The sequence below is a fragment of the Microbacterium sp. bgisy189 genome, assembly GCF_965345345.1.
Classification (GTDB): Bacteria; Actinomycetota; Actinomycetes; order Actinomycetales; family Microbacteriaceae; genus Microbacterium.
The window spans coordinates 96,613-119,357 of record NZ_CBDRMZ010000002.1 but is presented as its reverse complement, the minus strand read 5'-3'; the positions used below and the strand labels follow the sequence as shown (position 1 = coordinate 119,357).

Annotated in this window: 21 protein-coding genes and 1 riboswitch; of the genes, 7 read left to right on the top strand and 14 right to left on the bottom strand. The window is 68.4% G+C overall.

Features of this window, described 5'->3' with window-relative positions; translation table 11 throughout:
- Window positions 1-5: 5 nt before the first annotated feature.
- The 5 genes from ribH to ACSF8R_RS03580 form a co-directional block, all read right to left on the bottom strand.
- On the bottom strand, window positions 6-479 hold the full coding sequence (ribH, locus tag ACSF8R_RS03600; protein WP_434810494.1) for a 6,7-dimethyl-8-ribityllumazine synthase: 474 nt from the start codon (window positions 477-479) through the stop codon (window positions 6-8).
- Window positions 476-1,750 (bottom strand): GTP cyclohydrolase II, encoded by a 1,275-nt coding sequence (gene ribA / locus ACSF8R_RS03595; protein WP_434810493.1) that lies wholly within the window; start codon window positions 1,748-1,750, stop codon window positions 476-478. Before ribA ends, ribH begins: the two co-directional genes overlap by 4 nt.
- The gene (locus ACSF8R_RS03590) at window positions 1,747-2,379 is read right to left on the bottom strand and encodes a riboflavin synthase (protein ID WP_434810492.1); all 633 of its coding nucleotides are present in this window, start codon (window positions 2,377-2,379) and stop codon (window positions 1,747-1,749) included. The genes ribA and ACSF8R_RS03590 overlap by 4 nt, the downstream gene beginning before the upstream one ends.
- On the bottom strand, window positions 2,379-3,437 hold the full coding sequence (ribD, locus tag ACSF8R_RS03585; RefSeq protein ID WP_434810491.1) for a bifunctional diaminohydroxyphosphoribosylaminopyrimidine deaminase/5-amino-6-(5-phosphoribosylamino)uracil reductase RibD: 1,059 nt from the start codon (window positions 3,435-3,437) through the stop codon (window positions 2,379-2,381). Before ribD ends, ACSF8R_RS03590 begins: the two co-directional genes overlap by 1 nt.
- A gap of 69 nt (window positions 3,438-3,506) precedes the next feature.
- Window positions 3,507-3,651: riboswitch (FMN riboswitch) on the bottom strand.
- Between the two features lie 95 nt (window positions 3,652-3,746).
- Window positions 3,747-4,697 carry a sugar-binding transcriptional regulator gene (locus ACSF8R_RS03580; RefSeq protein ID WP_434810490.1) on the bottom strand — a complete coding sequence of 317 codons (951 nt, stop codon included), beginning with the start codon at window positions 4,695-4,697 and terminating at the stop codon, window positions 3,747-3,749.
- Window positions 4,698-4,844: 147 nt separating this feature from the next.
- Here ACSF8R_RS03580 and ACSF8R_RS03575 point away from each other — a divergent pair, with 147 nt between their 5' ends.
- The 3 genes from ACSF8R_RS03575 (at window position 4,845) to glpK (ending at window position 9,006) form a co-directional block, all read left to right on the top strand.
- A complete protein-coding gene (locus ACSF8R_RS03575) occupies window positions 4,845-6,575 on the top strand; it encodes an FAD-dependent oxidoreductase (RefSeq protein ID WP_434810489.1) in 1,731 nt (576 codons plus the stop codon).
- A 115-nt stretch (window positions 6,576-6,690) separates the two neighbouring features.
- Window positions 6,691-7,443: an MIP/aquaporin family protein gene (locus ACSF8R_RS03570; protein WP_434810488.1), complete on the top strand. Its 753-nt coding sequence runs from the start codon at window positions 6,691-6,693 to the stop codon at window positions 7,441-7,443.
- 45 nt (window positions 7,444-7,488) lie between these two features.
- Window positions 7,489-9,006, top strand: a complete 1,518-nt coding sequence (gene glpK, locus ACSF8R_RS03565) for a glycerol kinase GlpK (RefSeq protein WP_434810486.1) — start codon at window positions 7,489-7,491, stop codon at window positions 9,004-9,006.
- 58 nt (window positions 9,007-9,064) lie between these two features.
- Here glpK and ACSF8R_RS03560 read toward each other — a convergent pair whose 3' ends face one another.
- Both ACSF8R_RS03560 and ACSF8R_RS03555 read right to left on the bottom strand, forming a co-directional pair.
- Window positions 9,065-9,928, bottom strand: a complete 864-nt coding sequence (locus tag ACSF8R_RS03560) for an Fpg/Nei family DNA glycosylase (RefSeq protein WP_434810485.1) — start codon at window positions 9,926-9,928, stop codon at window positions 9,065-9,067.
- 33 nt (window positions 9,929-9,961) lie between these two features.
- Complete coding sequence (locus ACSF8R_RS03555) at window positions 9,962-10,552, bottom strand: GNAT family N-acetyltransferase (RefSeq protein WP_434810484.1); 591 nt, start codon at window positions 10,550-10,552, stop codon at window positions 9,962-9,964.
- A 221-nt stretch (window positions 10,553-10,773) separates the two neighbouring features.
- Here ACSF8R_RS03555 and ACSF8R_RS03550 point away from each other — a divergent pair, with 221 nt between their 5' ends.
- Window positions 10,774-11,610, top strand: coding sequence for a DUF559 domain-containing protein (locus ACSF8R_RS03550; protein ID WP_434810483.1), 837 nt, complete (start codon window positions 10,774-10,776; stop codon window positions 11,608-11,610).
- Between the two features lie 158 nt (window positions 11,611-11,768).
- Here the strand turns inward: ACSF8R_RS03550 and trpS are convergent, their stop codons facing one another.
- From trpS to sdhC, 7 genes are all read right to left on the bottom strand, one after another.
- Window positions 11,769-12,773: a tryptophan--tRNA ligase gene (gene trpS / locus ACSF8R_RS03545; protein ID WP_434810482.1), complete on the bottom strand. Its 1,005-nt coding sequence runs from the start codon at window positions 12,771-12,773 to the stop codon at window positions 11,769-11,771.
- 68 nt (window positions 12,774-12,841) lie between these two features.
- On the bottom strand, window positions 12,842-13,678 hold the full coding sequence (locus ACSF8R_RS03540; RefSeq protein WP_434810481.1) for an exodeoxyribonuclease III: 837 nt from the start codon (window positions 13,676-13,678) through the stop codon (window positions 12,842-12,844).
- Between the two features lie 41 nt (window positions 13,679-13,719).
- Window positions 13,720-14,955, bottom strand: coding sequence for a YihY/virulence factor BrkB family protein (locus ACSF8R_RS03535; protein ID WP_434810480.1), 1,236 nt, complete (start codon window positions 14,953-14,955; stop codon window positions 13,720-13,722).
- Between the two features lie 62 nt (window positions 14,956-15,017).
- Window positions 15,018-15,779: a succinate dehydrogenase iron-sulfur subunit gene (locus ACSF8R_RS03530; protein ID WP_434810479.1), complete on the bottom strand. Its 762-nt coding sequence runs from the start codon at window positions 15,777-15,779 to the stop codon at window positions 15,018-15,020.
- The gene (sdhA, locus tag ACSF8R_RS03525; RefSeq protein ID WP_434810478.1) at window positions 15,779-17,605 is read right to left on the bottom strand and encodes a succinate dehydrogenase flavoprotein subunit; all 1,827 of its coding nucleotides are present in this window, start codon (window positions 17,603-17,605) and stop codon (window positions 15,779-15,781) included. The genes ACSF8R_RS03530 and sdhA overlap by 1 nt, the downstream gene beginning before the upstream one ends.
- Window positions 17,606-17,630: 25 nt before the next feature.
- Window positions 17,631-18,077 carry a succinate dehydrogenase hydrophobic membrane anchor subunit gene (locus tag ACSF8R_RS03520; protein WP_434810477.1) on the bottom strand — a complete coding sequence of 149 codons (447 nt, stop codon included), beginning with the start codon at window positions 18,075-18,077 and terminating at the stop codon, window positions 17,631-17,633.
- On the bottom strand, window positions 18,077-18,514 hold the full coding sequence (sdhC, locus tag ACSF8R_RS03515; protein ID WP_434810476.1) for a succinate dehydrogenase, cytochrome b556 subunit: 438 nt from the start codon (window positions 18,512-18,514) through the stop codon (window positions 18,077-18,079). Before sdhC ends, ACSF8R_RS03520 begins: the two co-directional genes overlap by 1 nt.
- 208 nt (window positions 18,515-18,722) lie before the next feature.
- Between sdhC and ACSF8R_RS03510 the strand changes: the two genes are divergently transcribed.
- From ACSF8R_RS03510 to ACSF8R_RS03500, 3 genes are all read left to right on the top strand, one after another.
- Window positions 18,723-19,838 (top strand): mannose-1-phosphate guanylyltransferase, encoded by a 1,116-nt coding sequence (locus ACSF8R_RS03510; protein WP_434810475.1) that lies wholly within the window; start codon window positions 18,723-18,725, stop codon window positions 19,836-19,838.
- A 183-nt stretch (window positions 19,839-20,021) separates the two neighbouring features.
- Window positions 20,022-21,131, top strand: a complete 1,110-nt coding sequence (locus ACSF8R_RS03505) for a BMP family lipoprotein (protein WP_434810474.1) — start codon at window positions 20,022-20,024, stop codon at window positions 21,129-21,131.
- Between the two features lie 93 nt (window positions 21,132-21,224).
- Window positions 21,225-22,745, top strand: a complete 1,521-nt coding sequence (locus ACSF8R_RS03500) for an ABC transporter ATP-binding protein (protein WP_434810473.1) — start codon at window positions 21,225-21,227, stop codon at window positions 22,743-22,745.

Genomic DNA, 22,745 nt, shown 5'->3' with positions numbered 1-22,745 from the left:
GCGGCTCAGGCGCGCAGGTCGCGCAGCAGGAGTGCGGTTCGCAGCGCGGCGTCGGCCGCCTCGGCCCCCTTGTCCTCCTTCGAGCCCTCGAGCCCTGCACGGTCGAGCCCCTGCCGCTCGTCGTCGAGGGTGAGCACGCCGAACCCGACCGGCTTGCCCGTGTCGATCGCGACGCGGGTGAGGCCGTCGGTCGCGGCAGCCGACACGTACTCGAAGTGCGGCGTGCCGCCGCGGATGATGACGCCGAGTGCGACGGTCGCGTCGGCACCGGCATCCAGCGCGGCCTTGCAGGCCACGGGCAGTTCGAACGAGCCCGGCACCCGCACGAGACGCCAGGTCGCACCGGCGGCCTCGAGGGTGCGGGTCGCCCCCGCGATCAGCCCGTCGGTGATGACGTCGTGCCACTGGCCGGCGACGACCACGACGTTCAGGCCCTGTGCGTCGATCTGTTCGGTGCGGGGTGCGCCGTGTCCGCTCATGCGTTGTTCTCCTTGGTCGAAGCCAGTGCGCTCTCGAGTTCGTCGGCGCCGATGATGTGGCCCATGCGGTCACGCTTGGTGGCCAGGTACTGGTGGTTGTTGGGGCCGACGCCGACCAGCAGCGGCACCTGCTCGACGACGTCGAGACCGAGGCCGCGCAGCTGGTCGACCTTGTCGGTGTTGTTGGTGAGCAGACGCACCTTGTCGATGCCGAGGTCGGCGAGGATGCCGGCTGCCGCGGCGTAGTCGCGGGCATCTGCGGGCAGACCCAGCGCGAGGTTCGCGTCGACCGTGTCGAGGCCGCGCTCCTGCAGGCTGTAGGCGCGCAGCTTGTTGATGAGGCCGATGCCGCGTCCCTCGTGGCCGCGCATGTAGATGACGACACCGCCGTCACGGTCGATGGCGTCGAGGGCTGCGTCGAGCTGCGGTCCGCACTCGCACTTCTGTGAGCCGAACGCTTCGCCGGTGAGGCACTCCGAGTGCACACGCACGAGCGCGGTCGCATCGGTCAGCTCGCCCGAGACGACGGCGATGTGGTCGGTGCCCGTGACGCGGTCCTTGTACGCGAGGAAGCGGAACGTGCCGTGCGCCGTGGGCACCTTCGCCTCCGCGCGCAGGCTCACGCGGCGACGGTGGGCGGATGCCGGGGCGACCGGCTGCGGGTCGATCGCGTCGAGGTGGGCGATCAGCTGCTCGATGGTGATGACGGGGATGCCGTCGGCGGCGCCGAGTTCCTGCAGCCCCGGCAGGCGCATCATCGAGCCGTCTTCGGCGACGACCTCGCCGATCACGGCGACCGGCTCGAGCCCGGCGAGCTTCATGAGTTCGACCGACGCCTCAGTGTGTCCGCCGCGTTCGCGCACGCCGCCGTCGACGGCCCGCAGCGGCAGGATGTGCCCGGGGCGGATGAGGCTCGCGGGCGTCGAGGTGGGGTCGGCGAGCACGTTGAGGGTGCGGGCGCGGTCCGACGCGCTGATGCCCGTCGTCACGCCCTCGGCGGCGTCGACGCTGACGGTGTACGCGGTGCCGCGTGCGTCTTCGTTGACCTCGACCATGGGCGGCAGGTCGAGGTTGTCCGCCCAATCGGTGGGCATCGGGGCGCACAGGAACCCGCTGGAGTGGCGCACCGTCCAGGCGATCCACTCGGGTGTCGCGAGCTGCGCCGACAGCACGACGTCGCCTTCGTTTTCACGGTCTTCGTTGTCGGCGACGATGACGGGGCGGCCCTCGCGCAGTGCGTCGAGCGCTTCTTCAATGGTGGAAAGGCTCATCGGGAGCCTCCTTCGGGGGTGTTCGGGGTGAATTCGAGCAGGCGTCGCACGTGGCGCGCCAGGATGTCGGTCTCGAGGTTGACGGTGTCGCCGACCGTGCGCTCGCCGAGCGTCGTCGCGGCGAGGGTTTCGGGGATGAGCGAGACTTCGAACCAGGCCGGGACGGCCGCCGCGGGGCTGGCCGCGCTGACGGTCAGCGATACGCCGTCGAGGGCGATCGAACCCTTGTCGACGACCAGCGGTGCGAGGTCCTGCGGCACCGAGACGCGCAGCACACGCCACTGCGCACCGGGGCGCACGTCGAGCACGTCGCCGGTGCCGTCGATGTGGCCCTGCACGATGTGGCCGCCCAGGCGGGCGTGCGCCGTCATCGCCCGCTCGACGTTGACCGTCGAACCCGGGGCGATCGTGGCGTGCGTCGACATGTCGAGGGTCTGCTTCATGACGTCGGCGGTGAACCAGTCGTCGCCCTGATCGACGACGGTCAGGCAGACGCCGGAGATCGAGATGGAGTCGCCGTGCGCGGCATCCGAGACCGCCTTCGGTGCGCGCACGGTCAGGCGCACCCCGTCGCCGGACGGCTCGACAGCCGTCACGGTGCCGATCTCTTCGACCAGTCCGGTGAACATCAGGGGGTCTCCTCTTCGTCCGAGCGGGCTTCTTCGTCTGAGGGGGCCTTCGGGTGGGCCACGATGAGCAGGTCGTCGCCGAGGCGCTCGACGGCGGAGATGTCGAGTCGGTGCTGCGCGTCGATCGTCGCAACGCCGAGGTCGCCGAGTGCGAGGCGCTCGCCCCCGATGAGCGTGGGGGCGAGGTAGACGAGCAGGTCGTCGACGAGCCCGGCGGCGACGAAGGCCGACGCGATGGTCGGCCCGCCCTCGACGAACACGCGGTGGATGCCGAGCGCGCGCAGCTGCGGCAGCACGTCGGTTTCGAGGTCGCCGGCCAACCGGGCGAACGGCAGCGGGTGGCGGCGGATGGCAGCGCCGGCGGGCACGTCGCGCTCACCGAGCACGATGGGCTGCGGCTGGTGCGCGAACAGGGAGCCGTCGGGGCGGCGGGCGGTGAGTGCCGGGTCATCGGCGAGGACGGTGCCGGTGCCCACCACGATCGCGTCGGCGTTCGCGCGGCGCTCGTGCACGTCGGCCCGGGCTGCGGGCCCGGTGATCCATTGGCTCGTGCCGTCGGCTGCGGCGGCGCGCCCGTCGAGGGACTGGGCCCATTTGACGGTGATGTGCGGTCGCCCGAGGCGCTGCACGGTCAACCATGACGCGAGCAGGTCGGTCGCCTCATCTGCGAGCACCCCCGCGTCGACGTCGACACCCGCGTCACGCAGCCGGGTAGCGCCGCCGTGCGAGAGCGCACCGGGGTCGTCGATGGCATAGACGACACGGGCGACGCCGGCGTCGATGAGCGCCTGCGCGCAGGGGCCGGTGCGGCCGGTGTGGTTACAGGGCTCCAGCGTCACGACTGCGGTCGCGCCGCGAGCGGCGCCGGGCGCCAGCTGAGACAGGGCGTCGACCTCGGCGTGCGCGGTGCCGGCGCCGCGATGCCAGCCCTCGGCCAGCACGTCGCCGGCGGGGGAGAGGATGACGGCGCCCACCTGCGGGTTCACGCCCCGCGGACCGTTGTGCGCGATCTCGAGGGCGCGCCGCATCGCGGTCTGCTCCGCCGCTGTCGCGCTCATCCGTTGTTCCTGTCGTCAGGCTCCGGGTGCGCAAGGCGTCGCTGGGCGGCTCCGCCACAGCAGATACCGCCCGTGCTTCCTCCCATCCGGACTCGCGACTCGCGTCGCATCACCGTCGGTCCCGGATTTCCACCGGGTCAACCCGAGGCCTTTCGGCTGTGGGCTCGCGGACTGTCACCGCCGGTTCGGATTCTCACCGACCCCGGAGCACGTTGATGCTCTCGAGTGTACTCAACAGCACCGACGCACTGGCATTCCCATGACCGCGCATGACCTGCCGGCGGCGTGCCCCGCCGTGGTGGTGGGTGGTCATTGCAGCAGCATCCGCGCCGCGGACTCCTCGATGACGAGATCGGTCACCAGTCGCGCCGCCAACGCGCCGCGAAGTGCAGGCACTTTCGAACCGCTCGAGACGACGCAGATCCGTCGCGACGCGGCGCGCAGCGTGTCGAACGACGGTCCGCTCGAGCGATTGTTCAACGGAATGTCCTGTGTCGACCCGTCCGCACGGAAAAACACCGTCGCGCAGTCTCCGACGACACCCTGCGCCGCGAGCTCAGCGAGGTCGCGGCGCGAGAGGTAGCCGCCCGCGTAGACGTGCGACGGCACCTCCGCCTGGGGAGAGCCGAGACCGAACACCAACAGGTCGGCGCGGGCCTGCACGTCGAGGACGCTCCGCACCGCCCGTTCGCTCCACATGGCGCGCTTGGTCAGCGGGTCGTCGAACAGTGCCGGTACCGGGAACAGGTCGACGGCTGCGCCGAATGCATGCGCGAACCCGTGGAGGATGCCGGATGAGTACGGGACCCCCGAGGTCGCCTCGTTCGCGGCGCCGTTGAGCTGGACCACGCGCGCGCCGTGCAGCGGCTTCTGCGGCAGGTGTCGCGACAGCGCCGACAGCGTCGCGCCCCAGGCGACGCCGATGACGGTGTTGCTGTCGGCATGTAGTGCGACCAGTCGTGCAGCGCTGCGTGCGGTGCGGTCGAGTCGTTCGGCCGCGCTCATGCGATCCGGGGCGGGGACGATGTGCACCCGCACGCCGTGGGTGTGTGCGATCCGACCGGCGATCTGATCCCGGTCCTCCTGGGGCGAATGGACGGTGATCTCGACGAGTCCGCTCGAACGGGCGAACGCGAGCAGTCGCGAGACCGAGGATCGCGAGATCCGCATCTCGGCGGCGATCTCCGCCATGCCGGTGCCTTGGATGTAGTAGAGCTGTGCTGCTCGAAGGGCCTCGGTCGTCTTGTCCACCGTACGCATCCGTTCATGTCGATGTGGTGGGATCGGCGTGTGCGACGCATGATCCGGGTCGATTCTCGACCAATCCTGCACATATGTGCAACCAGCTTGCTCATTCGTGCGTTCCCGCGCGATGTTGGTCAGACGTTCCAAGGAAGGACCTCGACGATGGTGACCAAGCGACAGGACGCAGAGCGTCCCCAGGTCGGCGCGCTGCGATCGAACCCGCACGCAGATGTGCTCGTGATCGGTGGCGGTATCAACGGCATCGCGACTTTCAGGGATCTCGCGCTCCAGGGGATCGACGTCGCGCTCGTCGAGCGCGGCGACTTCGTCTCCGGCGCCTCTTCGGCATCGAGCCACATGGTCCACGGCGGTGTCCGCTATCTCGAGAACGGCGAATTCCGTCTCGTGCAGGAAGCGGTCACCGAACGCAACCGGCTGCTGCGCACCGCACCGCACTACGTGAAGCCCCTCGAGACAACGATCCCGATCTTCAAGACCTTCTCCGGGATTCTGACGGCGCCGTTCCGACTGCTGTTCACCCACGGCACCGGCAAGCCGAATGAGCGCGGCGCGCTGCTGATCAAGGTCGGCCTCATGATCTACGACACCTTCTCCCGCGACGGAGGCTCCGTTCCCCGCCACGTCTTCCGTGGAAAGAAGCGTTCATTGCGCGCCTTCCCGCGGATGAACAAGGGCGTGGCGTACACGGCCACCTACTTCGATGCCTCGATGCACGACCCCGAACGCCTCGCGCTGGACGTGCTGCACGACGGAATCATGGCAGGACGTGGCGCCGCGCGCGCCGCGAACTACGTCTCGGCCGTCGACGCCGACGGTGACGGCGTCGTGCTGCGCGACGAACGCACCGGCGAGACCTTCACGTTCAACGCACGTGTCATTGTGAACACGAGCGGACCGTGGACGGACCTGACGAACGCGGCTCTCGGGCGACCGACGACCTTCATGGGTGGGACCAAGGGGTCGCACATCGTGCTCGAGAACGACGAACTCCTCGCGGCCACCGGCGGCAACGAGATCTTCTTCGAGCACTCCGACGGCCGGATCGTGCTCATCTATCCCCTGAAGGGGCGCGTGATGGTCGGAACAACCGACATCGACGCCGACCCGCGGGAGCAGTCGGTGTGCACCGACGACGAGATCGACTACTTCTTCGATCTGATCGGGCACGTCTTCCCCGACGTGACGGTCGAGCGCTCCCAGATCCGCTACACGTTCTCCGGCATCCGGCCGCTTCCGCGGCACGATGACATGGCACCCGGCTTCGTCTCGCGCGACTACCGGATCGAGCGCGGACAGCTCGGCGGCGTCACCACCCTCAGCCTCGTCGGTGGCAAGTGGACGACCTTCCGAGCGCTCGCCGAGCATGTCGCGACGGACGCGCTGAAGATCCTCGGTCGAGAGCGCGTCGCATCGACAGCCGACCTCTCGATCGGCGGCGGCGTCGACTACCCGCGTACCCCTCGGACGCGCGCGAAGTGGATCGCCGCCCATCGGGGCGAGCACAGCGCGGCGCTGGCCGAGCAGATGCTGGAACGATACGGAACCCGCGCCGCCGACGTGCTCGACGCCGTCACGCCCGGCGCAGCCGAGCTGAGCGCGGTCCCCGGCTACTTCGCTGAAGAGATCGCGTACCTGTCCGCGACCGAGGACGTCGTGACGCTGACCGACGTCATCTTGCGCCGCACGTCGATCGCCTTCGTCGGTGGCATGACAACCGCCGGACTTCGCCAGATCGCCGCAGCCGCCGCGTCATCGTTGGGCTGGGATACCGAGACGCAGGCCGCGGAGGTCGATGAGGCGACCCGCGTGCTGCGTGCCCACCACCGCACCGCCCTCGACGCGGATCACGACAGTCTGGTCGCGCTCGGCTGACGGCGCGCGTCGGCGACGCCTGGCGTCGACGCGCACACGAACAATCCCAGGCGCCACCTACCACCGAGCGACGATGGTCGACGTTCGGCGTGCAATGAAAGGTCGATGACGACATATGAATGACATCAACATGGGGCTGTACTTCCTCTCCGAAGTCGTCGGGACGGGCATGCTCATCCTGCTCGGCTGCGGCGTGGTGGCCAACGTGATCCTCGCCAAGACCAAGGGCTTCGGCGGCGGCACCCTCATGATCAACTGGGGCTGGGGGCTTGCGGTCTTCGCCGGTGTGCTCACGTCGGCCTACTCCGGCGCGCAGCTGAACCCCGCGGTCTCGTTCGGGCTGCTGCTGGCCGGCAAGCTCGAGGTCGGGCTGTTCTTCGTGGCGGTCGCAGGCCAACTGACCGGGGCCTTCCTCGGTGCGATCGGCTGCTGGCTCGCGTACAAGCAGCACTTCGATGCCGAAGCAGACCCCGCAGCCAAGCTCGGCGTGTTCTCGACCGGGCCGGCGATCCGTTCCTACGGCTGGAATCTCGTCACCGAGATCTTCGGCACCTTCGTCCTGGTGTTCGTCATCTTCGCGTTCGCTGACTACGGCGACATCGAGATCGGCACACCCGGAGGCCTCGGCCCCCTCACGGCGCTGCCGGTCGCGCTTCTCGTGGTCGGCATCGGCGCCTCCCTGGGTGGTCCGACCGGATACGCCATCAACCCGGCACGTGACCTCGGTCCGCGCATCGCGCACGCACTCCTGCCCATCAAGGGCAAGGGCTCGAGTGACTGGGCCTACTCGTGGGTCCCCGTCGTCGGACCGTTGATCGGCGGCGGTCTCGCCGCCCTCGCGTCGCCTGCGCTCCTGGCACTCGTCTGAGCCGACTCCGCTACCATCCATCACACGAACAGACAAGGAAGTCCAATGGCTGACTACATCATCGCCATCGATCAAGGCACCACATCGAGCCGCGCGATCATCTTCGACCACGGCGGGTCGATCATCGCGACCGGGCAGAAGGAACACGAGCAGATCCTGCCGCGCGCCGGCTGGGTCGAGCACGACCCGACCGAGATCTGGCACAACGTGCAGGAGGTGATCGGCGTCGCGCTCGCCAAGGCCGACCTGACGCGCCACGACATCGCTGCGATCGGCATCACCAACCAGCGCGAGACCGCGGTGGTCTGGGACAAGCACACCGGTGAGCCGGTCTACAACGCCATCGTGTGGCAGGACACCCGCACCCAGGCAATCGTCGACCGACTCGCAACCGAAGGGCTCGGCACCGAACGCTACAAGGGCATCGTCGGTCTGCCCCTCGCGACCTACTTCTCGGGCACCAAGATCGCGTGGATCCTCGAGAACGTCGACGGTGCGCGCGAGCGCGCCGAGGCGGGCGACCTGCTGTTCGGCACAACCGACACGTGGGTGCTTTGGAACCTCACCGGCGGCCCGGACGGCGGCGTGCACGCTACCGACGTCACCAACGCGTCGCGCACGATGTTCATGGATCTGGAGACGCTGCAGTGGCGCGAGGACATCCTCGACGACTTCGGCGTACCGCTGTCGATGATGCCCGAGATCCGCTCGTCCTCCGAGGTCTACGGTCACGCCGAGGACTCGTCCCTGCTTCGCGAGACGCCGGTCGCCGGCATCCTGGGTGACCAGCAGGCAGCGACGTTCGGGCAGGCGGCGTTCGACAGTGGCGAGAGCAAGAACACGTACGGTACCGGCAACTTCCTGATCTTCCAGACCGGTGAGGAGATCGTCCACTCGCGCAACGGCCTGCTGACCACCGTCGGGTACAAGCTCGGTGACCAGCCGGCCAGGTACGCGCTCGAGGGATCGATCGCCGTGACCGGATCGCTCATCCAATGGCTGCGCGACCAGGTGGGGCTGATCGACTCGGCACCCGAGGTCGAGACCCTCGCGGCCTCGGTCGAAGACAACGGGGGCGTGTATGTCGTCCCCGCCTTCTCGGGCTTGTTCGCGCCGTACTGGCGTCCTGATGCGCGTGGTGCGATCGTCGGTCTGACCCGCTTCGCGAACCGCGGTCACATCGCCCGCGCCGCACTCGAGGCGACCGCCTTCCAGACGCGCGAGGTGCTCGACGCGGTGAACGCAGATTCCGGCGTCGACCTGACCGAGCTGAAGGTCGACGGCGGCATGACCGCGAACTCGACGCTGATGCAGTTCCAGGCAGACATGCTCGGTGTCCCGGTCGTGCGCCCCGTCGTCGCCGAGACCACCGCGCTCGGCGCCGCGTACGCTGCCGGCCTCGCGGTCGGATTCTGGTCCGGCCTCGATGAACTCCGCGCCAACTGGCAGGAGGATGCCCGCTGGGAGCCCACTGACGACGCCGAGGAGCGGGACCGTCAGCTGCGGCTGTGGAAGAAGGCCGTCACGAAGTCCTTCGACTGGGTCGACGACGACGTGCGCTGAGCAGCGCCTGAACGGGGCCCCGCCGCAATCCGCGGCGGGGCCTCGTCGTCGCTCCGGGCTACTTCAGCAACCGCGACAGGCGCCGGTCGGCGAGGATCTTACCGCCGGTCTGGCAGGTCGCGCAGTACTCGAGCGAGTTGTCGGCGAAGAACACGCTGCGCACCTCGTCACCGCAGACCGGGCACGGCTGACCGCGGCGGCCGTGCACAGCCATGCCTCGCCGCTTCGCGTCCTTCAGATCTGCCGGCGGCTTGCCCGACGCCGCACGCACGGCCTCGTCGAGCGTGGTCGTGACGGCGGTGAACAGGGTGTCGACCTCGGTGTCGGCGAGGCTCGCCGCCAATGCGTACGGCGACATCCGCGCGGCGTGCAGGATCTCGTCCGAGTAGGCGTTGCCGATGCCGGCGATGATCGACTGGTCGCGCAGCACACCCTTGATCTGCGTGCGTCGCCCCTGCAGCATCTCGGCGAGCGTGTCGCGCGTGAAGCCGGCATCCAGCGGATCAGGACCCAGCCGCGCGATGCCGGGAACGTCCTGCGGGTCGCGTACCGCGTAGACGGCGAGCGACTTCTTCGTGCCCGCCTCGGTCAGGTCGAAGCCGGCGCCGTCCGCGAGGCGCACCCGCAGCGCGATCGGCGTCTTCCCCGGCCGGATGACGGTGCCCGGGATCTGGTCGTACCAGCGCAGCCACCCCGCCTTCGCGAGGTGGAACACGAGGTGGACGCCGGCATCCGTCGTGATGTCGACGAACTTGCCGTGCCGTGAGACACCCGTCACCGTCGCCCCGGCGAGGGTCTCGATCTGCGGGTCGTACGTCTTCAGCGCCGCGATGTTCGCGACCGTCGGCCTGCCGAACGCCACGCCTCGCAGCCGCCCGTCGAGGAAGTCGACGAGCCCCTGCACCTCGGGCATCTCGGGCATGACCTCATCCTGCCACGCGCCGCCGGCGCCGTCTCAGTCCTCGAGCACGCTCCACGGCTGCCGCGTGCGGTCGTCCGTCGCGAGCACTCCCGTGATCCAGCCGTCGTGACGGCCGCGCGGATCGGACAGTCCCTGCCGCAGCAGCCCCTCGTAGCGGAAGCCGAGCGCCCGGGCAGCGCGGGCCGAGGGGATGTTGCCGGCGATGGCCCGCCACTCGATGCGCGCCAGGCCCAGGCCTTCCGCGGAGAAGCCCCACGCGACGACGGCATGCGCAGCCTCGGTCAGATACCCGCGTCCGCGGGCCTGCAAGGCCATCCAGTACCCGATCTCGGCCGCCCCGCCGGCGTGGTCACGATGCGACGGGCGCGACTTGTGGGTGTGCAGCCCGAGCATCCCGATCCACTGGCCGCCGGCGCGCACGGCCCACGTGTACTCGGAGTTCTCGTCCCACCAGGAGCGCGACAACCGCACGAAGTCCTCCGCGTCGGTGCGCTTGTAGGGCGACGGCAGTGTCGTCCACCGGGGCACCTCGGGATCCTGCGCGGCGGCGGTGATCGCCTCGACATCCGTCCCCGTCGGGATCGAGAGTTCGAGCCGCGCCGTCCGCAACATCACCGGTTCCATCCGGCCACCATATCCGCGCCGGGCCCGTTCAGGATTCAGGCTTGGAGCACCGCGGCGGTCCGTGGCCTGCGGAAAACTGCGCGGTCACCTCGCGCCGGCATCCAGTGAGCCTGAATGTTGAACGGATCGTCGCCTCCTCCACAACTCGCGATCTTGGGCAATTGTGCCCGCACGAGCGTCGTCGTTCAATCGAAGTGTCCGCGGCTTGCGAGTGTCGGGGGATGTTCGAGGTGTGGACGAGGGCGGAACTCCGCGAAATGGGCCTTTCCGGCCGCGAGATCACCACAGCCGTACGTCGCGGCGACATCTTGCGTCCGAGGCAAGGCTGTTACGTCGCCCGCGACGCACCGGAGCTGTTCGTACAGGCAGTCCGTGTCGGCGGCCGGCTCGCGTGTGTATCGCTCCTCGCCGAGCTCGGGGTCTTCGTCTTCGACGCGACCCCGCTTCACGTCCACATGGAGCCGAACGCGAGTCGCATGCGCGCCCCTGCGGGGTGCACGTCGCTGCTGCCGCGTACACAGCGGGCCGTTCGCCTCCACTGGCGTGCGCCGGAACGGCCACCGACGGCCGGATGCGTCAGCATCATCGACGCGCTGATCGATGCGGTCCGATGCCAGGAGCCGCGGTACGCGATTGCCACCCTTGACAGTGCGCTCAACAGAGGATGGGCCGACCTCGATGACATCGCCGAAGTGTTTGCGGCCCTCCCGGCTCGATACGGTGCGCTCAAGAGGTGGATCGATGGTGCGGCGCAGGCCGGCACGGAGACGCTCGTGCGGCTGATGCTCATGCGCCTCGGATGTCACGTCGATCTGCAAGTGGCCTTCAGCGGCGTCGGCTGGGTCGACCTCGTCGTGGACGAATGGCTTGTCGTCGAGTGTGACAGTAAAGAGTTCCACTCGAGTTGGGAGCAGCAACGCAAGGACTACCGCCGTGATCGACGTTTGGCCGAGCTCGGATTTTGCGTGCTCCGACTTACCGCCGAAGACATCCTCTACCGGCCCGCGAGCGTGCTCGCTGCGCTGAAGGGACTTCTCGAGAGCCGTCGCACGTCATGACGCATCGAGCGCGGTCGAGATCTTGGTGCAAGATTCAGGCTTGCCTGGCGACGGAGAAGGCGCTTGCCCGAGAATCCGAGGCGGCGGGCGAAGGGCCCGCTCGGGAAACCTGAATACCGAACGGACCACCGCGCCGAACGACCGCCCGGATGCCGGGGTCAGACGCGGCGGAGGAGGCCGACCTTGTCGTACACGGCGGCGAGGGTGGCGTCGGCGACCTCGTCGGCGCGGGCGGCGTTGGCGGCGAGCACGCGGTCGAGTTCGGCGGGGTCGTCGAGCAGTTCAAGGGCGCGCTCGCGCACCGGGCCGAACTCGTTCACGACGACCTCGGCGAGCCCCTTCTTGAAGTCGCCGTAGCCGCGACCGGCGTACTCGTCCTCGATCGATTCGATCTGGCGGCCGGTGAGGGCCGCGTAGATCACCAGGAGGTTCGAGACGCCGGGCTTGGTCTCGCGGTCGTAGCGCACGGTGCCGTCGGAGTCAGTCACGGCCCGCATGATCTTCTTCGCAGAGACCTTCGGGTCGTCGAGCAGCCACAGCACACCGGCGTCCGATTCGGCCGACTTCGACATCTTCGCGGTCGGGTTCTGCAGGTCGTAGATGCGGGCGGTGTCCTGCTGGATCACGGGCATCGGCACCTGGAATGTCTTGCCATGGCGTGCGTTGAAGCGCTCGGCCAGGTCACGCGTCAGCTCGACGTGCTGCTTCTGGTCGTCGCCGACCGGCACGATGTCGGTCTGGTACAGCAGGATGTCGGCGGCCATGAGCACCGGGTAGGTGAACAGGCCGACGTTCGTCGCGTCGCTGCCGTATCGGGCCGACTTGTCCTTGAACTGCGTCATCCGACCGGCCTCACCGAAACCGGTGATCGTCGACAGCACCCACGCCAGTTCGGTGTGCGCGCGCACGTGCGACTGCACATACAGGGTCGACTTCGACGGCTCGATGCCGGCGGCGATGTACTGCGCCGCGGTGCGCCGAGTCTTCGCGCGGAGCTCGGCCGGGTCGTTCGGCTGCGTGAGCGCGTGCAGGTCGACGACGGAGAAGAACGCCTCGTAAGCCTCCTGCAGGTCCCGCCACTGCATGAGCGCCCCGATGTAGTTGCCGATCTGGAGGGAGTCGGCGGAGGGCTGCATTCCGGAGTACAGGCGGGGTTTGCTCACCCGATCGATTCTATGCCGGGCGGGTGGAGTGGGCGTTTCGTCTCGCTGCGCTCGCTCAACGACCGCGCTCAGCCGAAGGCGTAGTCGGCGACGACGGGGGCATGGTCGCTCCAGCGGGTATCCCACGCCGACGCGCGATGCACGCGGTAGTCGGCGACCCGTGCGGCCAGTGCGGGGGATGCCAGGTGGTAGTCGATCCGCCACCCCGTGTCGTTGTCGAACGCCTTGCCGCGGTTCGACCACCACGTGTACGGACCGTCGACCTCGCCGGCCCAGAGTCGGCCGACGTCGACCCAGCCGAGTCCGGTGCCACGCCCGCCGTCGACGGTCGCGACCTCGGCACCCTCCACCCCGGTGAACCGATCGAAGTATGCACGTTCGCGCGGCAGGAAGCCCGCCTTCTTGACGTTGCCCTTCCAATTGCGGATGTCGAGCTCGCGGTGCCCGACGTTGAGGTCGCCGGTGATGAGCGCCAGCTCGCCGAGCTGCGGCATCCGCGCCTCCATCGCATCGAGGAACGCGTACTTGGCGACCTGCTTCTCGGTGCCGTCTTCGCCGGTGAACACGTAGGCGCTGACGACCGTCACCAGCTCGCCGTCGACGTCGATCTCGGCCTCGACCCAGCGGCCTTTCGAATCGAGGGTCTCGTCACCGAGCTCGACACGCCACACGTCGAACGGCTCGCGGGTGGCGATCGCGACACCGGCGCGGCCCTTCGCGAGCGCCTCGTCGTTGACGATGTGCCACCCGGGCAAAGCGGCGGCGAGGTCGGATGCCTCGGCACGCACCTCCTGCAGCGTCAGCACGTCGACACCCGACGCCTCCAGCCACGGCGTCATCCCCTTGCGGGCGGCGGCACGGATGCCGTTGACGTTGACAGAGGCGATGCGAAGGTTCCGGGGCACCAGAACACACTACCCAGCGCCTCCGACACCGCCGGGCGGGGTCAGTCGAGCAGCGACGCCCCGCGCCGACCGGGCCGCGGGGGAGCGGATGCCTCGACCTCGACGAGCTCTTCGTGCGCCTGCCGCACCGCACGATCGGCGGGGAGTCGCCGGTACCACGGCGCCTGCGAGCGAGCATCCTGCGCCGTGCGCAGCCGCACCTGCGCCGCGACGAGCAGCGCCTGGTGCTCGTCCCACAGCCGTTGCGCCTCGCTGCGCTGCAGCAGCGGCACGTTCTCGTCGGCGGCGGTCACCGCGATCCACGCGGCGGCGATCAGCACGACCATGCCCAGCGCCCGGTACCACAGCAGTAGTCCGACGAAGATCGCGAAGGTCGCCAGCAGCGGATTGCTCGGCGTGTAGCTGAGCAGGAGCCCCGCGGCCAACTGCAGCACCGTCAGCCCGATGCCGCCGGCCAGCGAACCCGGCCAGATCGTGCGCCAGCGGCGGGTCGTGCCGGTGAGGAACCAGAACAGTGACGCGAGCGCGGCCGTGTTCAGGCCGAGCGAGACGGCGACCGAAACCGCCTGGATGCCGCCGTTGAACAGGATCGAGTCGGTGCCCCATCCCAGCAGCCCGAACACGGCCCGCAGCGACCACGTGCCCACCGTCGTCAGCACGAAGCCGACGATCAGCGCCGCGCCGAACGCGGCGGCCGCCACCAGGTCGCGAGCCTTCAGCAGCACGTACGACCGGTCGTCGAACGGCAGCCCGAAGATGTCGCGCACGGCACGGCGCGTGTAGGTGACGAACCCGATGGCCGTCCACCCGGCGGTCACGAGCGCGATCGCGCCGGTCACGGCCAGCACGCTCGCCGTGCCCCGGGCGATCTCGACGACCTGCTCGGTGGTGAGGAGTCCGGCATCCGTATCGTCGGTGATGAGCCCCGGCACGTAGGTGTTGATGATGGCGATCATCCGCTCGATGGCCTCGCGGCTGCCGCCCAGCCACAGGCCGACGCCGGCGAAGGCGACGTAGATGCCGGCGAAGAACGAGAAGAGGGCCTGGTAGCTGACGCCCGCGGCGATCAGAAAGCCGTTGTGCTGCAGGAAATGGCGCCACACGCGCACCGGGAACATGCCCATCGTGCGTCGCGTGATGGCCGTCGCCCGCTCGATCGGCGCGTCGAACCGTTCGCGGAGGGATGCCTGGGTCGCCTCCCATCGGCGGCGCAGCCCCTCCTCTTCGGCTCGCGCCTCGGCGGCCGCGCGGTGCGGGGGAGCAGGACGGTCGGCCACGGCTCCACACTAGCGAGGGGCCCCGCCACATCGGCGGAGCCCCCCTCGTGAAGCGTTGCGGTTCAGCCGCGCAGGACGGCCTGCTTGACTTCGGCGATGGCCTTCGTGACCTCGATGCCGCGGGGGCATGCCTCGGTGCAGTTGAAGGTCGTGCGGCAGCGCCACACGCCCTCTTTGTCGTTGAGGATGCTCAGGCGCACGTCGCCGGCGTCGTCGCGCGAGTCGAAGATGAACCGGTGCGCGTTGACGATCGCAGCGGGACCGAAGTACTGGCCGTCGGTCCAGAACACGGGGCACGACGAGGTGCACGCGGCGCACAGGATGCACTTGGTGGTGTCGTCGAAGACCTCGCGGTCGACGATCGACTGGATCCGCTCCTTGCCGGCTTCGGGCTTCGAGTTCGCGATGAGGAACGGCTGCACCTCGCGGTACGACGCGAAGAACGGCTCCATGTCGACGACGAGGTCCTTCTCCAGCGGCAGGCCCTTGATCGCCTCGACGTAGATCGGCTGCGAGATGTCGAGGTCTTTGATGAGCGTCTTGCAGGCCAGGCGGTTGCGGCCGTTGATGCGCATCGCGTCGGACCCGCAGATGCCGTGGGCGCACGAGCGGCGGAAGGTCAGCGAGCCGTCGACCTCCCATTTGATCTTGTGCAGCGCGTCGAGCACACGGTCGGTCGAGTACAGCTCGACGTCGTAGTCGACCCAGCGCGGCTCGCTGTCGACCTCGGGGTCGAAGCGGCGGATGATGAAGGTGACGAGGAACGACTGGATGCCGGTGTCGTTCTGCGCCTCTGCCGTGGCGTCGTCGGCGACGAGGGTCATCAGTACTTCCTCTCCATCGGCGGGTAGTTCAACTCGCCCTTCTCGTTCTTCGTGAAGACGACGGGCTTCCACCCCAGGCGGATGTGGTCTTCGGCGTTCGACGACCCGGCGTCGCCCGAGAGGTACGACATCGTGTGCTGCATGTAGTTCTCGTCGTCGCGGTTCGGGAAGTCGTCGCGCATGTGCCCGCCGCGGGATTCCTTGCGATTCTTCGCGGCGACGACGACGACCTCGGCGATGTCGAGCAGGAAGCCCAGCTCGACGGCCTCGAGCAGGTCGGTGTTGAACCGCTTGCCCTTGTCGTCGACGTGCACGTTCTTGTAGCGCTCGCGCAGCTCTTCGATCGTGCCGAGCACGTCGGTGAGTGACTCGTCGGTTCGGAAGACCTGGGCCTTGCGGTCCATTTCGTCCTGCAGCGTCTTGCGAAGCACCGCGATGCGCTCGGTGCCGGGGTTGTTGCGCAGCCCTTCGAGCATCTCGCGAACGTCCTTCGCGGGATCTTCGGGCAGTTCGACGAACTCGGCGGTCTGCACGTACTCGACCGCGTTGCGGCCGGCGCGCTTGCCGAAGACGTTGATGTCGAGCAGCGAGTTGGTGCCGAGGCGGTTCGAGCCGTGTACCGACACGCACGCGCATTCGCCTGCGGCGTACAGGCCGGGCACGACGGTGGTGTTGTCGGCGAGCACCTCGGCGTTGGTGTTGGTGGGGATGCCGCCCATCGCGTAGTGCGCGGTCGGCATGACCGGCACCGGCTCGACGACCGGATCGACGCCCAGGTAGGTGCGGGCGAACTCGGTGATGTCGGGGAGCTTGGTCTCGAGCACCTCGGCGCCCAGGTGCGTGCAGTCCAGCAGCACGTAGTCGCGGTGCGGACCTGCGCCGCGGCCCTCCGCGACCTCCTGCACCATGCAGCGGCTGACGATGTCGCGGGGTGCGAGGTCCTTGATGGTGGGCGCGTAGCGCTCCATGAAGCGCTCACCTGACGCGTTGCGCAGGATCGCGCCCTCACCGCGGGCGCCCTCGGTCAGCAGGATGCCGAGGCCCGCGAGCCCGGTCGGGTGGAACTGGAAGAACTCCATGTCCTCCAGGGGGAGGCCCTTGCGCCAGATGACGCCGACGCCGTCACCGGTGAGGGTGTGCGCGTTCGAGGTGGTCTTGAAGATCTTGCCGAAGCCGCCCGTCGCGAACACGACCGCCTTGGACTGGAAGACGTGCAGCTCACCGGTCGCGAGGTCGTAGGCCACGACCCCTGCCACCTGCGTGTTGCCGTCGGCATCCTTCACGGTCACGAGGTCGAGGACGTAGAACTCGTTGAAGAAGTTGATGCCGAGCTTGACGCAGTTCTGGAACAGCGTCTGCAGGATCATGTGGCCGGTGCGGTCGGCCGCGTAGCAGGCGCGTCGGACGGGGGTCTTGCCGTGGTCTGCCGTGTGCCCGCCGAAGCGGCGCTGGTCGATCTTGCCCTCGGGCGTGCGGTTGAACGGCAGACCCATGTTCTCGAGGTCGATGACGGCGTCGATCGCCTCTTTCGCGAGGATCTCGGCGGCATCCTGGTCGACGAGATAGTCGCCGCCCTTGACGGTGTCGAAGGTGTGCCACTCCCACGAGTCCTCTTCGACGTTGGCGAGCGCCGCCGCCATGCCGCCCTGCGCCGCACCGGTGTGGGAGCGGGTCGGGTAGAGCTTCGTGATGACGGCGGTCTTCGCGCCGGGGCCGGCCTCGATCGCCGCGCGCATGCCGGCCCCGCCGGCGCCCACGATGACGATGTCGAACTGGTGGTAGTGCACGCCGTCCTTGACGACGGAGTCTGCGGTGTCAGTGCTCACAAGCTGCTTTCTTTCCGCGCGCCGATCAGGCTGCGCACACCTCGGCCAGCACGCTGCCGTCGCTGAGGTTGGGGATGCACGGGTCGAAGGTGAAGACGACGAGGGTGCCGAGGAGGATGAGGAAGCCGGCGGCGACCCACAGCGCCCACACGAGCACGGTGCGTGCCTTCTCGTTGGTCACGTAGTCGTTGACGATCGTGCGCATGCCGTTGGCGCCGTGGATGAGCGCGAGCCACAGCATGAGCACGTCCCACCACTGCCAGAAGGGCGTCGCGAACTTGCCGGCGACGAAGGCGAAGTCGATGCCGCGGATGCCTTCGCCGAGCATGAGGTTGACGAAGAGGTGACCGAAGATCAGCACGACCAGCAGCACGCCGGAGACGCGCATGTAGATCCAGCCCCACTTCTCGAGGTTGGCGCCCTTCTTGCGGACGGCGGGGGTGCGGGGTGCGGCGAGCGTGTCGGCGGACATCAGTGACCCCCTCCTGCGAATTCGGCGAAAACGATGGGCAGGTGACGTGCGGCGAAGCCGGCGACGGTGATCACCCACACGACCAGGACTGTCCACCACAGTTGACGCTGGTGGCGTGTCGCCCACGGCCAGATGTCGACCGCGATGATGCGCAGGCCGTTGAAGGCGTGGTAGACGATCGCGGCGACCAGGACGGTCTCGCCGAGACCCATGATCGGGTTCTTATAGGTGCTCATGACGGCGTCGTAGGCCTCGGGCGCGACGCGGATCAGCGCAGTGTCGAGCACGTGCACGAGCAGGAAGAAGAAGATGGCGATGCCGGTGATGCGGTGCAGCACCCAAGACCACATGCCTTCGCGGCCGCGATAGAGCGTTCCGCGAGGCGTCGGGGACGTGGTCTGAGCTACCGACGGCGTGACGCGTGCTGGTGCAGACACGGTCGTCCTCCCTTGGTATGAACGGACACCTCGCGCACGATCGGGGCGACGCTGCGTCCCGGGGAATCCGCCCCCTGCGCCGCGCGTGGATGCCGTTTCATCCTATTCCCGTCTGTTCGAACGGTCGACGAAGGGCACCCTAAGTTCTCTCGATATCGAGAGAAGAGAGAGGAACTGAGGTTCTTTCGATCACCGGTAGCCTCGGAGCATGGCAGCTCCCATCGACGACTTCTACGCCGTGATTCCCGCAGGCGGTGTCGGCAGCAGACTGTGGCCGCTGTCTCGCGCCGATGCGCCGAAGTTCTTGCACGACCTCACCGGGTCGGGCCACTCGCTGCTGCGCGACACGTGGGACCGCCTCGAGCCGCTCTCCGGTCCCGATCGGATCGCGGTCGTCACGGGGCGCGCGCACCGCGCCGCCGTGGAGGAGCAGTTGCCCGGCATCGCCGACCTCAACGTCTTCCTCGAGTCCGAACCGCGCGACTCCGCCGCCGCGATCGGCCTCGCTGCTGCGATCCTGCACCGTCGCGAACCCGATGTCATCATCGGATCGTTCGCCGCAGACCACGTGATCCGTGGCTCCCGCGTGTTCGAATTCGCGGTGCGCGACGCCGTCGAAGTCGCACGCGAGGGCTACATCTGCACCATCGGCATCTCGCCGTCGGAGCCCGCCGTGGGGTTCGGCTACATCAAACGCGGCGGCGAACTCATCGTCGACGGCGCGCGCGATGCCTCGCTCGTCGAGCGGTTCGTCGAGAAGCCCGACCTCGAGACCGCCAAGGCCTACGTGGCAGATCGGTCGTACCTGTGGAACGCGGGGATGTTCATTTCTCGCGCCGACGTGCTCTTGGCGGAGATCGAGGCGAACAACCCGGCATTGCATGCGGGGCTCCTCGAACTGGCCGAGGCGTGGGATGACCGTGACCGTCGCGGCCCCGTCGTCGATCGCGTGTGGCCCAAGCTGCCGAAGATCGCGATCGACTACGTCGTCGCCGAGCCTGCGGCGGACAAGGGCAAGCTGGCGGTCGTGCCGGGCCACTTCGACTGGGACGACGTGGGGGACTTCGCGAGCCTCGCCAAGCTCAACTCCGGCGGTCGCAAGAACGACCTCGCGATCCTGGGCGAGAACGCCCGCATCCTCTCCGATGCGGCGAGCGGCATCGTGGTCAGTCACACGAAGCGGGTCATCAGCCTGATCGGGGTCAAGGACATCGTCGTCGTCGACACCGACGACGCGCTGCTGGTGACCACGAGTGAGCACGCACAGCGGGTGAAGGGCGTCGTCGACGCGCTCAAGCTGACCGGTCGCGGTGACGTGCTTTGAGGGCGGAACCCGGACTCACCGATCGTGAGACCGGGTGCAGGATGCCGTGTGCATGACGGATTGATTGCGTCTTTGTAACCTTTCCCGTCCCGCGGCCCACGCAGGGTGCAACTTGGCCGTCACAGTGGGTAACTTTTGCGTGATCCCCGCGAAGTCCGCGGGACCTGCCACGTGGAGGCTGTCTTGACCATCTCGACCACCAAGAAGCTCGCCGGCGTCACCGCCGCTGCCGGGCTCATCATCGCGCTCGCCGGCTGCGGCGCCGCTCCCGAAGCCGACCCGACGGGTGAGGCACCCGCAGAGACGCTCGAGGCCGTCGAGGGCTTCAAGCCCTGCATGGTCTCCGACGAAGGCGGCTTCGACGACAAGTCGTTCAACCAGCTCGGCTACGAGGGCCTGGTCCGCGCCTCCGAGCAGTTCGGAGTCGAGCCGGTCACGGTCACCTCCGACGCAGAAGAGGACTACGCGCCGAACCTGCAGAGCCTGGTCGACCAGAACTGCACGCTCATCGTCACCGTCGGCTTCGCGCTCGCCGCCGCTGCCGGCGAGGCCGCTGCCGCCAACCCGGACATCAGCTTCGTCTCGATCGACGACATGGTCGACAACGACTTCGACGGTACGACGGACTCGCCGAACATCAAGCCGCTCGTCTACGACACCGCGCAGGCCGCCTTCCTGGCCGGCTACGCCGCCGCGTCGTACTCCGAGGCCGACAAGGTCGGTACCTTCGGTGGTGCGCCCTACCCGACCGTCACGATCTTCATGGACGGCTTCAAGCAGGGCGTCGACTACTGGAACGAGCAGAAGGGCGAGAGCGTCGAGGTGATCGGCTGGGACGGCACCGACGGTGTCTTCACCGGTGGCTTCGCGGCCAACAACGACGCCATCAACGCGGCTGACGGCATCGTCGGCCAGGGCGTCGACGTGCTGCTGCCGGTCGGTGGACCGATCTACCAGAGCGCCGCCTCCGTCATCCGTGACTCGGGCCGCGACATCGCGCTCATCGGTGTCGACGCCGACGTCTATGAGACCGACCCGACGGTCGCCGACCTGCTGCTCACCTCGATCCGCAAGTTCATGGATCTCGGTGTCGAAGAAGCCGTTCTCGCGGCGGGCCAGGACGAGTTCGACGCGACGGCGTACGTCGGCACGCTCGAGAACGGGGGCGTCGGCATCGCCGACTTCCACGACTTCGCGGACCTCGTCTCGGGCGACCTGCAGGGCGAGCTCGACACGATCAAGGCCGGCATCATCGACGGCTCGATCGAGGTCACCTCGTACCTCGCGCAGTAATCCACTCCTGACGTGGGGAGGTCGGTACGCCGACCTCCCCACGTCACGTTTCCACCGGTGCGCGCGGCGCACCCCTTCCCTAGGATCGAGATCATGAAGCTCGAACTTCGCGGCATCACCAAGCGGTTCGGCAGTCTCGTCGCGAACGAGCACATCGATCTGGTGGTCGAACCCGGCGAGATCCACTGCCTGCTCGGTGAGAACGGCGCCGGCAAGTCGACCCTGATGAACGTGCTCTACGGCCTGTATCGCGCCGACGACGGCGAGATCCTGCTCGACGACCACCCCCAGAACTTCCAAGGACCCGGTGACGCGATGCGCGCCGGCATCGGCATGGTGCACCAGCACTTCATGCTGGTCTCCGTCTTCACCGTCGCCGAGAACGTCATGCTCGGGCACGAGGCCACCAAGGGCGGCGGCTTCCTCGACCTCGCAACGGCACGTCAGCGCGTCCGCGACATCTCGGCACGCTTCGGGTTCGACGTCGACCCCGACGCCATCGTCGAAGACCTTCCCGTGGGCGTGCAGCAGCGCGTCGAGATCATCAAGGCGCTCTCGCGCGACGCGCAGGTCATCGTCTTCGACGAGCCGACCGCGGTGCTCACGCCGCAAGAGACCGACGAGCTCATGGGCATCATGCGCGAGCTGAAGGCCGCCGGCACCTCGATCGTGTTCATCACGCACAAGCTGCGTGAGGTGCGCGAGGTCGCCGACCGTATCACCGTCATCCGTCTCGGCAAGGTCGTCGGCGAAGCCTCGCCGACCGCCTCCAACGCCGAACTCGCCTCGCTCATGGTCGGCCGCGCCGTCGAGCTCACGGTGCACAAGGATGCGCCCAAGCTCGGCGAGAAGGCGCTCGTCGTCGAGGGGCTCACGGTACGCGACGCCGTCGGCACCAACGTCGTCGACGACGTGTCGTTCGAAGTGCGCGGCGGTGAGATCCTCGCGATCGCCGGTGTGCAGGGCAACGGCCAGACCGAGCTCACCGAGGCGATCCTCGGCCTGCAGCCGCTGGTGCGGGGGTCGATCACCCTCAACGGCACCGAGCTCACCGGTCGTTCGGTGCGCGGCATCCTCGACGAGGGCGTCGGATTCGTGCCCGAGGACCGCAAGGTCGACGGGCTGGTCGGTACGTTCACGATCGCCGAGAACCTGATGCTCGACCGCGCCGACGGCGCCCCGTTCGTGCGCGCCGGCACGATCCAGCGCGGCGCGCTGGAGGCGTTCGCCGAAGAGAAGTTCGCTGAGTTCGACGTGCGCGCGCAGGGCATCGACACCCCTGTCGGCACGCTCTCGGGCGGCAACCAGCAGAAGGTCGTGCTGGCCCGTGAGCTCAGCCGCGACCTGTCGCTGTTCGTCGCCGCGCAGCCCACCCGCGGCGTCGACGTCGGATCGATCGAGTTCATCCACAAGCGCATCGTCGCGACACGCGACGAGGGCGTGCCGGTCATCGTGATCTCGACCGAACTCGATGAGGTCGCGGCCCTCGCGGACCGCATCATGGTCATGTACCGCGGCCGCATCGTCGGCATCGTCCCGGGCGACACGCCCCGTGACGTGCTGGGCCTCATGATGGCGGGCGAAGCTCCCGCAGGAGAAGGAGCGGCGGCATGA